Origin of the sequence: Sphingomonas sp. LR59 (assembly GCF_036855945.1) — a bacterium.
Taxonomy (GTDB): domain Bacteria; phylum Pseudomonadota; class Alphaproteobacteria; order Sphingomonadales; family Sphingomonadaceae; genus Sphingomonas.
Window position 1 is genome coordinate 3,876,850 of sequence record NZ_JASPFL010000001.1, and the last position, 14,425, is coordinate 3,891,274.

Below are 14,425 nucleotides of genomic sequence, written 5' to 3' on the forward strand. Positions count from 1 at the left end.
GACTCAGTTTTTCTTGCGGATGCCGTAGCGATCGCCGACCGGCGCGCCGCGGATTGTGATGAGTTCGGCGCGGGTCAGCACGCCGTCCTTGTCGCGGTCGAACCGCGTGAAGAACTGCGCGAACCGCGCCTGGAGTTCGGCGAGCGTGATTCGGTTGTCGCCGTCGCGATCGACTTCGAACGGGCTCGGCAGCGCGTTGCGGTCGCCCAGCCACGCCTGCGCCCAATCGGCATAGGCGATATACCCGATCGACCCCGACGCAGCACCCTCGGCAGTGGCATAGCTCCGCGCGACGCCCGCAGTCAGCTCTCCTTGCGTCACGCGCCCATCGCCATTCGCATCGCACGCGGCGATCAACATTGCGGCGGGCTCGGCGAAGATCGTCGCGGGCGGTTGCGGCGTGCCGGCGGGCGGCGGTGCGGCGACGATAGCCTGGAGCAGAGCGAGGGCGAGCAGCATGCCGCCCGTCATGGCAGCAGAAGCGAGGCGTCGCCATAGCTGTAGAAACGATACTTTTCAGCGATCGCATGCGCATACGCCGCTTGCATCCGCTCGCGTCCCATCAATGCCGACACCAGCATGAACAACGTCGAGCGCGGCAGGTGGAAATTGGTCATCAAGCCATCGATGCCACGAAACCGGTATCCGGGCGTGATGAAGATCGCGGTGTCGCCATCGAACGGGCGAATGACGTCGTCCTCGCCGGTCGCGCTCTCGATCAGCCGCAGCGACGTCGTCCCGACCGCGATCACACGACCACCGTTCGCGCGAACCGCGTTGAGCCGATCGGCGGTCGCGGCATCGATCCGACCCCATTCCGCGTGCATCTTGTGCTCGGTCGTGTCGGTCGCCTTCACGGGGAGGAATGTGCCCGCGCCGACATGCAGGGTCAGCGTCGCATGCTCGATTCCCGCCGCCTCAAGCGCCGCCATCAGCTTCGGCGTGAAATGCAGCGCCGCCGTCGGTGCGGCGACAGCTCCCGGCTCGGACGCGAACATCGTCTGGTAATCGTCCGCATCGCGTTCGTCGGTCGGGCGTTTGCCGGCGATATACGGGGGCAGGGGCATATGGCCCGCGCGTTCCAGCAACAGCTCGACCGGCTCGTCGCCCGCGAACACCAGCGCGTAGCTGCCATCGTCCTCGCGATCGACCGCCGCTGCGCTGACGCCGTTGCCGAAGTCGATCACATCGCCATCGCGCAGCCGCCGCGCGTTGCGGATGAACGCGCGCCATCGCCGCGGCCCCTCGCGCTTGTGCAAGGTCGCGCCGATCTTCGCGTCGCCGCGCCGCCCGTCCAGCTGCGCCGGGATCACACGCGTATCGTTGAACACGAGCATGTCGCCGCGCCGCAACAGCGACGGCAGGTCGGACACGCCCGCATCGCGGGTCGCGTCACCTTCGAGCACCAGCATCCGCGCAGCATCGCGCGGCGCCGCGGGGCGTAGCGCGATGTTGTCGGTCGGCAGGTCGAAGTCGAATAGGTCGACGTTCAACGGAGTCTCACTTCTTGGCGGGGGCCTTCTTGGCCGCAGGCTTGGCAGTGGGCGCCTTGCGAGCAGCTGGCGCGAGCTTGGGCGCTGCCGCGTTCGGACCAGACGCCGTTCCCGGCAACGTCACCGGCGCACCCAGCGCAGGGGCAGGTGGGCCGGCGACATACGCCGGAGGATTGTCCGCCGCGATATACGCATGGACGATCCGCGACGGGTTCGCCGGCGGCTCGCCGCGCTGGATAGCGTCGACATACTGCATCCCATCGATCACGCGACCGAACACGGTGTACTTCTTGTCGAGGCTGAGGCGCGGCTGGAAGACGATGAAGAACTGGCTGTTCGCACTGTCCTCCTTGTCCGACCGTGCCGCCGACACTGCGCCGCGGACATGCGGCAGGTAGTTGAACTCGGCCTTGAGATCGGGGAGCGTCGAGCCACCGGTGCCGTCGCCCTTGGGATCGCCGCCCTGCGCCATGAAGCCGTCGATCACGCGGTGAAACGCGAGGCCGTCATAGAAATGCTGGCGGGTCAGCGTCTTGATCCGCTCGACCATCAGCGGTGCGACATCGGGCCGCAGCCAGATCGTCACGCGCCCACCCGTCGACAGGTCGAGCAGCAGCAGATTCTGCGTATCCGTGGTCAGCGGCGGCGTCGCGCGAACGGCAGGCGCCACGACTTCCTTCTTCTGCGCCGCGACCGGCACCGTGACCAGGCACCCGAGCAACGCGAACATTCCGACGAAAAAGCGCATCAAATTCCCACTCGCAAGAGGCCCGGCGCAACCGGGCTGCCGCCACTTAGAGCAAATCCCCGCTTGCGCCAATCTGAACGTGACCGCGTCTCGGACGCCGACGAGGCAGGTTCGAAGGTGACGGGTCAGGCGGTGACGATCTCGGGCAGGATCGCGTCGAGCAGCAACGCGCCCGCGTCGGTGACGCGCAGTCGACCGGGGGTATGCACGATCAAGCCAAGAGCCTCGAGCCGTGCCACTGCGGCGATATCCACCGGCACGATGCTGTCGTTGAGCGCGGTGATGCGGTCGAGATCAACGCCTTCCGCGAGCCGCAATCCCATGAGCAAAGCCTCGGTAGCGCGCGTCGATGGAGTCAGCGGATCCTCGACTTCCATGCCGTGACCATTGCGCTCGATCGCGGCCAGCCAGTTCTCCGGCTTCTTGCGCCGCACCGTCGCCAGCCCGCCGCGCCGGCCATGCGCACCCGGCCCGATCCCGGCATAATCCTGGTAACGCCAGTATGCGAGATTGTGACGGCTCTCCGCTCCCGGTCGCGCATGGTTCGACGTCTCGTACGCAGGCAAGCCTGCCGCTGCGGTATCGGCACGCGTTGCCTCGAACAGATCCGCCGCCGAGTCGCCGTCCGGGATCACGATCCGTCCCGCGAGCGCCTCGGTGGCGAATCGCGTGCCGGCTTCGATCGTCAGCTGATACAGCGAGAGATGCTCCGTCCCCAGGCTGAGCGCGCGCGCCAGTTCAGCGCGCCAATCGTCGAGCCGCTGGCCGGGGAGCGCGTAGATCAGGTCGAAACTCACGCGCGGGAATACGCTCTGCGCGGTAGCGAGCGCGGCTTGGCCCTCGTTCACGTCATGCGCGCGGCCGAGGAATTTCAGCGCTTGATCGTCGAGCGATTGTAGCCCGAGCGACACTCGGTTCACGCCAGCGTGCGCCAGGTCCGCAAATCGCGCTGCCTCGACCGAAGACGGGTTTGCCTCCAGGGTGATCTCGATCCCGTCGGCGAACCCCCAAGCCTTCTCCGCTGCATTCAGCACGGCAGCCACGGTCGAGGGCGGCATCAGCGAGGGCGTGCCACCGCCGAAGAAGATCGACTGCAACTTGCGCCCCGGCAACACCCGCGCTTCATGCGCGAGGTCGGTGAGCAGCGCATCCCGCCACGCCGCCTGGTCCACCTCTTCGCGAACATGGCTGTTGAAGTCGCAATACGGGCATTTCGACACGCAGAACGGCCAGTGGACGTAGAGCGCGAGGTCGCCCGGGGAATCAGAGCGGGGGCTTGGTGTTTCGAAGACGGGCATTATCTCGCGCATATGGTCGCACGGAGCGGTCGAAGGAAGCGCAATGACGGCACGGATGGGTTTGGCGATCGTCGGGGCGTTGTTGCTGGCAGGCTGTGCGCAGGGGCCCGAGCGAGTCGTCGAGCCGCGCGAATCGATGGCGCCGGCATCGCGCGGGGCGAGCCTGCTCAAGACCGCGATGATGGACGGCCACAACGCCGCACGCGCTGCTGTCGGCGTGGCGCCGCTGACCTGGAGCGACACGCTGGCGACCACTGCGCGCGCCTATGCCGAGGAGATGGCGCGCACGCGGAAATTCGCGCACGCGCCGCAACCGCAGGGCATGACGCGCGAAGGCGAGAATTTGTGGACCGGCACGCGCTACGCCTATGCGTACACGGAGATGATGGGACACTGGGTCGCCGAGAAGCGTGATTTCATCAACATGCCTACGCCCGGATTCAGCCGCACCGGCAAATTCGAGGACGTCGCGCACTATACGCAGATCGTGTGGCGTGGATCCACCCAGGTCGGCTGCGCGATGGCGAGCAACAAGACCGACGACTATCTGGTGTGCCGTTACTCCCCGCCCGGCAACGTGTTCGGCGAGCGCGCTTATTGATCTGAAGCAAGCTGGTAGTTCTGGAGCGGTGGTATTTTATTAAGTGGTTTCGGCTAACCTGCTTTAATGAAACCACTACCCCAACCCGATGTTCCCCGTATCGGTTGCGTCGGATGTCGTGATGGCGCTGGCCTGTCGTTCGCCTTCTCGATGGCGTTCCAACCGATCGTCGATGTCGAGACGGAGACGGTCTTCGCCTACGAGGCGCTGGTGCGCGGGCCCGAGGGGCAGTCGGCGGCGAGCGTCCTGGGCCAGGTCGACGGGCAGAACCTGTACGCGTTCGACCAGCAATGCCGGGTGCGCGCTATCGAGGCCTCGGTGAAGGCCGGGCTGCTCGACACGCCTGCACGGCTGTCGATCAATTTCCTGCCGAACGCGGTCTATTCGCCGGCGGCCTGTATCCAGTTGACGCTCAAGACCGCGGGCGCGGTTGGGATGCCGACCGACCGGCTGATCTTCGAGTTCACCGAGAACGAGGAGATGCTCGATCCCGCGCACGTTGCGAACATCATCGCGACGTATAAGAAGATGGGGTTCGGCACCGCGCTCGACGATTTCGGTGCGGGGCATGCGGGGCTGAACCTGCTCGCGCGGTTCCAGCCGGACATCATCAAGCTCGACATGGAGCTGATCCGCGACATCGACACGAGCTTGCCACGGCGGATGATCGTCGAGGGGATGCTGCGGATGTGCACGGCGCTGGGAATCACGGTGATCGCCGAGGGGGTCGAGACGCTCGGCGAGTTCGAGGCGCTGCGGGGTCTCGGCGTGCGGTACATACAGGGATACCTGCTGGCAAAACCGGCGTTCGAGGCGCTGCCCGCGGTGACGTGGCCGGTGAAGCAGGCGTTAGCAGTCTGAACCACATCTCCACCGTCATCCTGACGAAAGTCAGGATCAAGAGTAACTGGCGGTGCCCTTGATGGCTCTGGATCCTGACTTTCGTCAGGATGACGGGACGGCGAGGGCTTCCCCGCCGGGCCGCTCAGAACACCGCGGCTTCCAGCAGCTTGAACGCCTCGGTGCGGTGGCTGATCGCGTTCTTCGTTTCGTGCGGGAGTTCGGCGTAGGTCTGGTCGTAGCCGAGCGGCACGAACACCGGGTCGTAGCCGAACCCGACATTGCCGCGCGGCGGCCAGGTCAGCGTGCCCTCGGCACGGCCTTCGAACCATTCCACGTGACCATCGGGCCATGCCAACGCCAGCACGCTGACGAAGTGCGCGCCGCGCGTTGCGTCCGGGCCCTTGGCGACGACCGCGTCCTCGACCTTCTGCATCGCCATGTTCCAGTCGCGACCGTTCGGGGTTTCCGCCCAATCCGCCGTGTAGACGCCCGGATCGCCGCCGAGCGCATCGACGCATAGCCCGCTATCGTCCGCGAGCGCGGGATAGCCCGACAGATCAGCGGCCGAGCGCGCCTTCAATTCGGCGTTCGCGAAGAAGGTCGTACCCGTCTCGATCGGCTCGGGCAGGTCGAGCTCGGCGGCCGAGACGACTTCCAACCCACGCCCTTCGAGCAACGCCGCAATCTCGCGAACCTTCCCCTTGTTGTGGCTGGCGATGACCAGCTTGCCGGGGGCGAGCTTGCGGATCGCCTGCGGCACCTCGCCTTCGCCGCTCACTTGGCGACCGCTTTCGCCTGCGCCGCGAAGATGTCCGTGCAACCGATCCGTGCGAGACGCAGCAGGCGAAGCAGCGCCTCCTCGTCGTACGTTGCGCCCTCGGCGGTCGCCTGCGCCTCGGCGATGTTGCCGTTTTCGAGCAGCACGAAGTTCGCATCCGCATCCGCACCCGAATCCTCGATATAGTCGAGGTCGAGCACCGGATTGCCCTGGTAGATGCCGCAGCTGATCGCCGCGACCTTCTGCGTCAGCGGGTCGGCGGTGAGCTTGCCGCTCGCCAGCAAGCCGTCGATCGCGAGCCGCAGTGCGACCCAACCGCCCGAAATCGACGCGGTGCGCGTGCCGCCATCCGCCTGGATCACGTCGCAATCGATCACGATCTGGCGCTCGCCGAGCAGCTTGAGGTCGACCACCGCGCGAAGGCTACGCCCGATCAGCCGCTGGATTTCCTGCGTGCGCCCCGACTGCTTGCCCTTGGCGGCCTCGCGGTTGTTGCGCGTGTTGGTGGCGCGCGGGAGCATGCCGTATTCGGCGGTTACCCAGCCTTCGCCCTTGCCGCGCATGAACGGCGGCACCTTCTCCTCGACGCTGGCGGTGACGAGGACTTTCGTGTCGCCGAAGCCGATCAGGACGGAGCCTTCGGCATGCTTGGTGAAGCGCGGCTCGATCGTGATCGCACGCATCTGGTCTGGGGCGCGGCCGGATGGGCGCATAGTCTTATCCTAACGGAAGTGAGTGGTTGCCCGCTGCCTAGCCTTTCGTTTCCGTGCTCGCCAGCCTTCCCCGTCATCCTGACGAAAGTCAGGATCCAGAGTAACCGAGTTCCGTCCTCCGTGGCTCTGGATCCTGACTTTCGTCAGGATGACGGAGTGGTCGGGGTGCGCATTCCCCTTTGTACGACGCCGGATCCGCCCTAGATCAAAGCGATGGCCACGCCCCCGTCACCGAACTGACCGATCGCGCGCGCGACATTTTTCGTGCCGTCGTCGACAGCTATCTCGCCAGCGGCACGCCGGTCGGGTCGAAGACGATCGCGCAACTCACCGGCCTCAGCCTCTCCCCCGCCTCGATTCGCGGCGTGATGGGCGAGTTGGAAGGCCTCGGTTTGCTCGCCAGCCCGCATACCAGCGCCGGCCGCATGCCGACCGACCGGGGCTTGCGGCTGTTCGTCGACGGCATGATGCAGGCGATGGAGCCGTCGTTCGAGGAGCGCCAGACGATCGAGGCACGTGCCGGTGTCGGTGGTCCGGTCGAGGAGGCGCTCGCTGCGACCACGCTCGCGCTGTCGGGGCTGTCGGCGTGCGCGGGCCTGGTGATGGTGCCGAAGCGCGAGCTGAAACTCCGCCAGATCGCGTTCGTCGCGCTGTCGCCCGAACAGGCGCTGGCGGTGCTGGTCAGCGAGGACGGCTCGGTCGAGAATCGCGTGATCGCACTGCCCAAGGGCATGTCGCCGTCTGCGCTGATCGAGGCGGGCAACTACATGTCGGCGACGCTCGGCGGCCTGACGCTTGCCGAAGCGCGCGGCCGGATCGAGCGTGAACTGGCGGACGGGCAGGCGGCGCTTGATGGCGCGGCGCGGACGCTGGTCGAGCGCGGCATCGCGGTGTGGAGCGAGGATGCGGATCGTCGCCCGGTACTGATCGTGCGCGGGCAGGGGCGGTTGATCGATGCCGCCGCCGCCGCCGATCTCGACCGGGTCCGCGACCTGCTCGACGATCTCGAGGGAAAGCAGGAAGTCGCATCGCTCCTGGACAGCGCGCGCGCCGGTGATTCGACGCGGATTTTCATTGGCGCGGAGACCAAATTGTTCGCGTTGTCAGGGTCTTCGGTCATCGCCCGCCCGTTCCGCGGATTGGACGGGCGGGTGGTCGGCGTGGTCGGTGTCATAGGCCCGACGCGGTTGAACTATGCGCGCGTCGTGCCCATGGTGGATTTCACGGCTGCAACGCTCGCCCGGTTGATGGGTTGAGCCGGCCCAATTTATAGGGAAAACCATGTCCGACATCGATCAGAACACGCCTGCAGACCTGCGCGAAGAGACCGCTGAAGCCGCCCCCGAAGTGGCCTCGAACGACCGCGTCGCCGAGCTCGAGAACCAGCTCGCCGAAGCCAGGCAGAACGTCCTCTACGCGCAGGCCGAGATCCAGAACGTCCGCCGCCGCGCCGAAAAGGAAGCCCAGGACGCGCGTGCCTATGCCGCGACGGCGTTCGCGCGCGACGTGCTGTCGGTTGCGGACAATCTCTCGCGCGGGCTGTCGGCAATCCCGGCCGACCTCCGCGCTGATGACAAGATGAAAGGCCTTGTCACCGGGCTGGAGGCGACCGGTCGCGAGCTCGAAAGCGTGTTTCAGCGCCACGGCATCACCAAGATCGCCGCGGAGGGCCAGATGCTCGATCCGAACAAGCACCAGGCGATGCTCGAGGTCCCGAGCGACCAGCCTGCCGGGACGATCGTCCAGGAGATGCAGGCGGGCTACATGATCAAGGACCGCCTGCTGCGTCCCGCAATGGTCGGCGTCGCCAAGGCCGGCTGAATCCTCCCGGAACGGGGAGGGGGACCGCCACGCGCTTGCGTGGTGGTGGATGGGGCTCACCTCCCGCGTACCATCTGCGGCCGGGGGCCTGCGTCGAGCGTTACGAACGCGGCACGCCCCTCCACCAGCTGCGCTGGTCCCCCTCCCCTTGCAGGGAGGATTTGAAAGTCAGTTCATGAACCAGAACCTCACCGCCGATCGCCAGACCTTCGTCACGCATCTCGAATGCTCGATAACCGGCGAGCGGTATGAGGCGGATCAGCTTCATGGGCTGTCGCGCGCCGGGCGACCGTTGCTCGTCCGCTACGACCTCGACGCGGTGCGGTCTGCGGTTTCGCGCGACACGATCGAGACGCGGCCGACGGACCTGTGGCGGTGGCGCGAGCTGCTCCCCGTACGCCATACTTCCAACATCGTCAGCCTGGGCGAGATCGAGACGCCGCTGGTGCCGCTGACCAAGTCCGGCGGCCCCAACGTGCTCGTCAAGGACGAAGGCCGCCTCCCGACCGGTAGCTTCAAGGCCCGAGGCCTCGTCATGGCCGTGGCGATGGCGAAGGAGCTTGGGGTCAAGAAAATCGCGATGCCGACCAACGGCAATGCGGGCGCAGCGCTCGCGGCGTACGCCACCCGCTGCGGGATCGAGACGATCGTGTTCTGTCCCGACGACACCCCCGAGATCAACGTCCGCGAGATCGCGATGCAGGGGGCGCGTGTCTGGCGGGTCAATGGCCTGATCGACGATTGCGGCGCGATCGTGGGTAAGGGCGCCGCTGAAGGCCGCTGGTTCGATTTCTCGACGTTGAAGGAGCCCTACAGAATCGAGGGCAAGAAGACGATGGGGCTCGAACTCGCCGCTCAGTTCGGGTGGAAGCTGCCCGACGCGATCTTCTATCCGACCGGTGGCGGCACCGGGCTGATCGGGATGTGGAAGGCGTTCGACGAACTCGAGAAGCTCGGCTGGATCGGCTCCCAGCGCCCCAAGATGTTCGCGGTGCAGGCGAGCGGCTGCGCGCCGATCGTCCGCGCGTTCGAAGCGGGCGAGGAGCATGCCGAGCGTTGGGAGGATGCGAGCACGGTCGCGGCGGGCATTCGCGTGCCGAAGGCGGTCGGCGATTTCCTGATCCTCCGCGCGGTTCGCGAGAGCGGCGGGCAGGCATTGGCGGTCGGCGATCCGGCGATCCTGAAGGCGGTCGATGCGGCGGCGAAGCAGGACGGCCTGCTGCTATGCCCCGAGGGCGGCGCGACGCTTGCGGCCTATCATCAGGCGCTGAACACCGGGTTGGTCGACGAGGACGACAAGGTCGTTCTTTTCAACTGCGCGACCGGACTGAAATATCCGATGCCTGAGGCGCCGCAAGCGCTTGATAGAACACGACCTATCGATTTCGACACGTTGTAAACGGCGGATTTCTGCCGATAGGGTGGATCGCGATCTACTAGATCGGTGGTTGAAATTGATCCATGTTGGCTGCAACGGGGCGCCCTTATTTAAAAAGGGGTCCCCAATGCAGAAAATCGTCCAGGTCGTTTGCGTCGTGCTCATCGCGGCGGCGGTGATGTTCGGCGGTCGCTGGTACATGTACGTCGCGCGCGGCTCGAGCCCGTATGACGAGGTCGGCATCGCGCTGAACGGCTATGCGCCGGGGCCGATGCGTGCCTGGGGCTGCCACAAGATGCAGGCGCGGTTCCCGGGGCAGTTGCCGCCTTACGGGTGTGGTGGTCCGGATGGTCGTAGCTGGCTCTGACCCACCGTCATCCCAGCGAAAGCTGGGATCTCCCCGTAATAGCGCGCACCCTTGCCGCTTGAGATCCCAGCTTTCGCTGGGATGACGGGGGAAGGCGGGATGGTGGACGTCAGGTCGACGCTAACGGCGTGAAAGGCAGCACCGTCTCGTATTGCTCGAGCGGCGGGGCGCCCGCCACCGTTGCCCCCGCACGCAGCAGGAAGGCGTGGCGCACGATTTCGCCCTGTTGCTCGATGCCGTAGCGGTGCAGCGCCACGCCCGGCCGGAACGCATAGTCGTACCGACACCAGGGATGCCGCGCCAAAGGCAGGAACACGCCGCGCTGGTGTTGCCAGATGTGCGTCATCTCGTGGACGAAAAGCCCCTGCAACGTCAGGTTCGCGTGCGCGAAGTCGTCGCACCACAGATCGCCCTTGGGGTGGAAGTGAATACACCCACGGGGTGCCATCACCGTATCGCGCGGCTGGAAGAACGCCCATTTGCTGCGGGCTAAACTTACCGAAGAGTAATCGATCGCGCCCCCGAACACCGATGCTGCGAGCGCCGTCTCCCCCTCGGTCAGCGTGCGCCTTGAGCCTGCTTGGGTCACTTCCCGACCGGAGTCCCCGCCGCGACCACGGTCGCGTTGTTTATGATGCGCGTCCCATCTGCGAACGCAAACGTGAGCGTCACGCGATCGGCGGGCTTGATCCCCGAGTTCATGTCGAACAGCATCACGTGCCGCCCACCCGGTGCGAACGCCACGTCCGTGTTCGCCGGAATTTCCACGCGGGTCAGCGGCGTCATCGTCGACATGCCGCCCTTGTCCATCGTCTCGTGCATCTCAGACCGGATCGCCACGTCGGTCGTGGCAGAGATCAAGGTCGTCGGCACCGGCCCCCCATGCACAATGAAGTACGCCGCCGCCGGTCGTCCCGTCACCGCGCCGAGCCGCACCCAGGCCCCGTCGACGGACAGTTCCTTCGGCTGCGAGCACGACGCCAGTGCCATCGCGGCAACACCCAGTCCGAAAACGATACGCATAGGTTACTTTTCTCCGGGCCCGACCACTTGCGCATCCTATGACCGGTACAATCTTGCGGCAAGCGCGAGGCCACCTATATCGCGCCCATCATCAGAAAGGTTCCACTGCCGTAACGGGGTGGAACCGGTTTCGTATTTTCGTTTCAAGTGAGGGGCTAATCAGAACTCATGGCTAAAGTAATCGGTATCGATCTCGGCACGACCAACAGCTGCGTTTCCGTCATGGAAGGCGGCAAGCCCAAGGTCATCGAGAATTCCGAGGGCGCGCGCACCACGCCGTCGATCGTCGCGTTCGCCAAGGATGGCGAGCGACTGGTCGGCCAGCCGGCCAAGCGCCAGGCAGTGACGAACGGCGACAACACCATCTTCGCGGTGAAGCGCCTGATCGGCCGTCGCTTCGACGATCCGATCACCAAGAAGGACACCGAGCTGGTCCCGTACAAGATCTCGCGCGGGCCGAACGGCGACGCATGGGTCTCGGCCGGCGGCAAGGATTACTCGCCGTCGCAGATCTCGGCGTTCACGCTGCAGAAGATGAAGGAAACCGCTGAGTCGTATCTCGGCGAGACGGTCACGCAGGCGGTCATCACCGTGCCGGCCTACTTCAACGACGCCCAGCGCCAGGCGACCAAGGACGCCGGCCAGATCGCCGGCCTCGAAGTGCTGCGCATCATCAACGAGCCGACCGCGGCGGCGCTGGCCTACGGCCTCGACAAACAGGACGGCAAGACGATCGCGGTTTACGATCTCGGCGGCGGCACGTTCGACATCTCGGTGCTCGAGATCGGCGACGGCGTGTTCGAGGTGAAGGCCACCAACGGCGACACCTTCCTCGGCGGTGAGGATTTCGACAACAAGATCGTCCAGTATCTCGCCGACGAGTTCAAGAAGGCCGAGGGCATCGACCTCGCCAAGGACAAGCTGGCGCTGCAGCGTCTGAAGGAAGCGGCCGAGAAGGCGAAGATCGAGCTCAGCTCGGCACAGTCGACCGAGGTCAACCTGCCCTTCATCACCGCGGACCAGAATGGCCCGAAGCATCTGGTGAAGTCGATCACCCGCGCCGACCTGGAGCGGATGGTCGAGGATTTGGTCAAGCGCACGCTCGAGCCTTGCCGCAAGGCGCTCGCCGATGGCGGCCTGAAGCCCGAGGACATTTCGGAAGTCGTGCTGGTCGGCGGCATGACGCGCATGCCGCGCGTCCGTGAAGTCGTGAAGCAGTTCTTCGGCAAGGAGCCGCACACCGGCGTCAACCCGGACGAGGTCGTCGCGATGGGTGCCGCAATCCAGGCCGGCGTGCTGCAGGGCGACGTCAAGGACGTGCTGCTGCTCGACGTGACGCCGCTGTCGCTCGGCATCGAGACGCTGGGTGGCGTGTTCACCCGCATGATCGATCGCAACACGACGATCCCGACCAAGAAGTCGCAGACCTATTCGACCGCCGACGACAACCAGGGCGCGGTGACGATCCGCGTGTTCCAGGGCGAGCGCGAGATGGCGGCCGACAACAAGATGCTCGGCAATTTCGATCTCGTCGGCATCCCGCCCGCACCGCGCGGCGTGCCGCAGATCGAAGTCACATTCGACATCGATGCCAACGGCCTCGTCAGCGTTTCGGCCAAGGACAAGGGCACCGGCAAGGAGCAGCAGATCCGCATCCAGGCGTCGGGTGGTCTTTCGGACAACGACATCGACCAGATGGTCCGTGACGCCGAGACCTTCGCCGAGGAGGACAAGAAGCGTCGTGCGGGCGCCGAGGCGAAGAACAACGCCGAGTCGCTGGTCCACACCACCGAGCGTCAGCTGGCGGACAACGGCGACAAGGTCGACGAGTCGCTGAAGACCGAGATCCAGGCCGCGATCGACGCGACCAAGGCTGCGGTCGAGAGCGGCGATGCGGACGCGATGACCGAGAAGAGCACCGCGCTCGCCCAGGTCGCGATGAAGCTCGGCCAGGCGATCTACGAGAAGCAGGCCCAGGCGGACGCATCGCCGTCGGCCGACGGTGACGCGGCGAAGAAGGACGACGACGTCGTCGACGCCGAGTTCTCGGAAGTCGACGACAACCCGAAGGCGTAAACCATGACCGCCCTCCGTCACCCCAGCGAAAGCTGGGGTCTCCTTCCGCAGGGGTTCGCTCCCGTGGAACGAGATGCCAGCTTTCGCTGGCATGACGGGCGGGGCCGGAGGGGCGAAGTATGAGTACCCAGACAGATTATTACGAACTGCTCGAATGCGAGCGGACCGCGGATGCGGGGACGATCAAGTCGTCCTACCGCAAGCTCGCGATGAAGTATCACCCGGACAAGAATGCCGGCTGCAAGGATTCCGAGGCGCAGTTCAAGGCGGTCAGCGAGGCGTACGAGTGCCTCAAGGACCCGCAGAAGCGCGCGGCCTATGATCGCTTCGGCCATGCCGCGTTCCAGAACGGCGGCGGTGGCGGTCACGGTGGCGGCGCGCAGGATTTCGGTGGCTTCAGTGACATCTTCGAGAGCGTCTTCGGCGAATTCATGGGCGGCGCGCAGCGCGGCGGTGGCCGTTCGGCGGCACGGCGCGGCGCGGACCTGCGCTACGACATGGAAGTCAGCCTGGAGGAAGCCTTCCACGGCAAGACGACCGAGATCACGATCGACGTCTCCGCGCTCTGCGACACCTGCGACGGCTCGGGCGCCAAGGCCGGGACGCGCGCGAAGACCTGCCAGCATTGCGGTGGCCACGGTAAAGTCCGTGCACAGCAGGGCTTCTTCGTCGTCGAGCGCGCCTGCCCGGTCTGCAACGGCGCGGGCGAGGTCATCGCGGACCCGTGCCCCGATTGCCGCGGCGAAGGTCGCGTCGAGAAGACCAAGACTCTCTCGATCAACGTCCCCCCGGCGTCGACGAAGGCACGCGCATCCGCATGTCGGGCGAAGGTGAGGCGGGTGCCCGCGGTGCGCCGTCCGGCGACCTCTACATCTTCCTCCACGTCACCAAGCACAATCTGTTCGAGCGCGAAGGCACGACATTGTTCGCGCGCGCACCGATCAGCTTCACGGTCGCGTCGCTCGGCGGATCGCTGTCGATCCCCGGCCTCGACGGTCGCACGCACGAAGTGAAGATCCCCGCCGGCATCCAGTCGGGCAAGCAGCTCCGCCAACGCGGCGCCGGCATGCCCGTCCTGCAAGGCCGCGGCCACGGCGACCTCGTCGTCCAGATCGACGTCGAAACCCCCACGCGTCTCAGCAACCGGCAGAAGGAATTGCTCGAGATGTTCCGCGAGACCGAGACGGGTGACGAATGCCCGGCCAGCCAAGGCTTCTTCGCCAAGCTCAAGGGCGTGTTCGCGGGCGAGTGATACTACCACGGGCCGGCGATATGCCGGCCCGTAC

General features: G+C 65.9%; 15 protein-coding genes and 1 pseudogene. 8 read left to right on the forward strand and 8 right to left on the reverse strand.

The window, feature by feature from the left end; all coding sequences use genetic code 11:
* Positions 1–3: 3 nt before the first annotated feature.
* The 4 genes from QP164_RS18250 to hemW all read right to left on the reverse strand — a co-directional run bounded on the left by QP164_RS18250 (position 4) and on the right by hemW (position 3,539).
* Positions 4–459, reverse strand: coding sequence for an EF-hand domain-containing protein (locus QP164_RS18250; RefSeq protein ID WP_333924033.1), 456 nt, complete (start codon positions 457–459; stop codon positions 4–6).
* An 8-nt stretch (positions 460–467) separates the two neighbouring features.
* On the reverse strand, positions 468–1,493 hold the full coding sequence (queA, locus tag QP164_RS18255; protein ID WP_333924034.1) for a tRNA preQ1(34) S-adenosylmethionine ribosyltransferase-isomerase QueA: 1,026 nt from the start codon (positions 1,491–1,493) through the stop codon (positions 468–470).
* Positions 1,494–1,500: 7 nt separating this feature from the next.
* Positions 1,501–2,241 (reverse strand): peptidylprolyl isomerase, encoded by a 741-nt coding sequence (locus QP164_RS18260; protein WP_132737569.1) that lies wholly within the window; start codon positions 2,239–2,241, stop codon positions 1,501–1,503.
* Between the two features lie 125 nt (positions 2,242–2,366).
* On the reverse strand, positions 2,367–3,539 hold the full coding sequence (gene hemW / locus QP164_RS18265) for a radical SAM family heme chaperone HemW (protein WP_333924035.1): 1,173 nt from the start codon (positions 3,537–3,539) through the stop codon (positions 2,367–2,369).
* Between the two features lie 43 nt (positions 3,540–3,582).
* Here hemW and QP164_RS18270 point away from each other — a divergent pair, with 43 nt between their 5' ends.
* Together QP164_RS18270 and QP164_RS18275 are read left to right on the forward strand one after the other, a co-directional pair.
* Positions 3,583–4,140 (forward strand): CAP domain-containing protein, encoded by a 558-nt coding sequence (locus tag QP164_RS18270; protein ID WP_132737574.1) that lies wholly within the window; start codon positions 3,583–3,585, stop codon positions 4,138–4,140.
* A 150-nt stretch (positions 4,141–4,290) separates the two neighbouring features.
* A complete protein-coding gene (locus QP164_RS18275) occupies positions 4,291–5,001 on the forward strand; it encodes an EAL domain-containing protein (RefSeq protein ID WP_333924036.1) in 711 nt (236 codons plus the stop codon).
* Between the two features lie 124 nt (positions 5,002–5,125).
* Here QP164_RS18275 and rdgB read toward each other — a convergent pair whose 3' ends face one another.
* Positions 5,126–5,761 (reverse strand): RdgB/HAM1 family non-canonical purine NTP pyrophosphatase, encoded by a 636-nt coding sequence (rdgB, locus tag QP164_RS18280; protein WP_132896105.1) that lies wholly within the window; start codon positions 5,759–5,761, stop codon positions 5,126–5,128.
* On the reverse strand, positions 5,758–6,474 hold the full coding sequence (gene rph / locus QP164_RS18285; RefSeq protein WP_056055360.1) for a ribonuclease PH: 717 nt from the start codon (positions 6,472–6,474) through the stop codon (positions 5,758–5,760). The genes rdgB and rph overlap by 4 nt, the downstream gene beginning before the upstream one ends.
* 179 nt (positions 6,475–6,653) lie before the next feature.
* Between rph and hrcA the strand changes: the two genes are divergently transcribed.
* The 4 genes from hrcA to QP164_RS18305 all read left to right on the forward strand — a co-directional run bounded on the left by hrcA (position 6,654) and on the right by QP164_RS18305 (position 10,040).
* Positions 6,654–7,730, forward strand: a complete 1,077-nt coding sequence (gene hrcA / locus QP164_RS18290) for a heat-inducible transcriptional repressor HrcA (protein WP_333924037.1) — start codon at positions 6,654–6,656, stop codon at positions 7,728–7,730.
* 25 nt (positions 7,731–7,755) lie between these two features.
* A complete protein-coding gene (gene grpE, locus QP164_RS18295) occupies positions 7,756–8,295 on the forward strand; it encodes a nucleotide exchange factor GrpE (RefSeq protein ID WP_132896107.1) in 540 nt (179 codons plus the stop codon).
* 175 nt (positions 8,296–8,470) lie between these two features.
* Positions 8,471–9,694, forward strand: coding sequence for a threonine synthase (locus QP164_RS18300; RefSeq protein WP_333924038.1), 1,224 nt, complete (start codon positions 8,471–8,473; stop codon positions 9,692–9,694).
* 106 nt (positions 9,695–9,800) lie between these two features.
* Positions 9,801–10,040 (forward strand): hypothetical protein, encoded by a 240-nt coding sequence (locus tag QP164_RS18305; protein WP_093399753.1) that lies wholly within the window; start codon positions 9,801–9,803, stop codon positions 10,038–10,040.
* A gap of 109 nt (positions 10,041–10,149) precedes the next feature.
* Here the strand turns inward: QP164_RS18305 and QP164_RS18310 are convergent, their stop codons facing one another.
* Both QP164_RS18310 and QP164_RS18315 read right to left on the reverse strand, forming a co-directional pair.
* Positions 10,150–10,629: a vgr related protein gene (locus tag QP164_RS18310; protein ID WP_333924039.1), complete on the reverse strand. Its 480-nt coding sequence runs from the start codon at positions 10,627–10,629 to the stop codon at positions 10,150–10,152.
* Positions 10,626–11,063: a copper chaperone PCu(A)C gene (locus tag QP164_RS18315; protein ID WP_333924040.1), complete on the reverse strand. Its 438-nt coding sequence runs from the start codon at positions 11,061–11,063 to the stop codon at positions 10,626–10,628. Before QP164_RS18315 ends, QP164_RS18310 begins: the two co-directional genes overlap by 4 nt.
* Positions 11,064–11,231: 168 nt before the next feature.
* Between QP164_RS18315 and dnaK the strand changes: the two genes are divergently transcribed.
* Together dnaK and dnaJ are read left to right on the forward strand one after the other, a co-directional pair.
* On the forward strand, positions 11,232–13,139 hold the full coding sequence (gene dnaK / locus QP164_RS18320) for a molecular chaperone DnaK (protein ID WP_056055380.1): 1,908 nt from the start codon (positions 11,232–11,234) through the stop codon (positions 13,137–13,139).
* Positions 13,140–13,258: 119 nt separating this feature from the next.
* Positions 13,259–14,391 (forward strand): annotated as a pseudogene (dnaJ, locus tag QP164_RS18325) (molecular chaperone DnaJ).
* Positions 14,392–14,425 lie beyond the last annotated feature (34 nt).

Bases quoted from the DNA above. Each gene is read 5' to 3' on its own strand.
- QP164_RS18250 (WP_333924033.1), bottom strand. From the start codon at position 459: ATGCTGCTCGCCCTCGCTCTGCTCCAGGCTATCGTCGCCGCACCGCCG.
- QP164_RS18260 (WP_132737569.1), bottom strand. From the start codon at position 2,241: ATGCGCTTTTTCGTCGGAATGTTCGCGTTGCTCGGGTGCCTGGTCACG.
- hemW (WP_333924035.1), bottom strand. From the start codon at position 3,539: ATGCCCGTCTTCGAAACACCAAGCCCCCGCTCTGATTCCCCGGGCGAC.
- QP164_RS18270 (WP_132737574.1), top strand. From the start codon at position 3,583: ATGACGGCACGGATGGGTTTGGCGATCGTCGGGGCGTTGTTGCTGGCA.
- QP164_RS18275 (WP_333924036.1), top strand. From the start codon at position 4,291: ATGGCGTTCCAACCGATCGTCGATGTCGAGACGGAGACGGTCTTCGCC.
- rph (WP_056055360.1), bottom strand. From the start codon at position 6,474: ATGCGCCCATCCGGCCGCGCCCCAGACCAGATGCGTGCGATCACGATC.
- grpE (WP_132896107.1), top strand. From the start codon at position 7,756: ATGTCCGACATCGATCAGAACACGCCTGCAGACCTGCGCGAAGAGACC.
- QP164_RS18300 (WP_333924038.1), top strand. From the start codon at position 8,471: ATGAACCAGAACCTCACCGCCGATCGCCAGACCTTCGTCACGCATCTC.
- QP164_RS18305 (WP_093399753.1), top strand. From the start codon at position 9,801: ATGCAGAAAATCGTCCAGGTCGTTTGCGTCGTGCTCATCGCGGCGGCG.
- QP164_RS18315 (WP_333924040.1), bottom strand. From the start codon at position 11,063: ATGCGTATCGTTTTCGGACTGGGTGTTGCCGCGATGGCACTGGCGTCG.
- dnaK (WP_056055380.1), top strand. From the start codon at position 11,232: ATGGCTAAAGTAATCGGTATCGATCTCGGCACGACCAACAGCTGCGTT.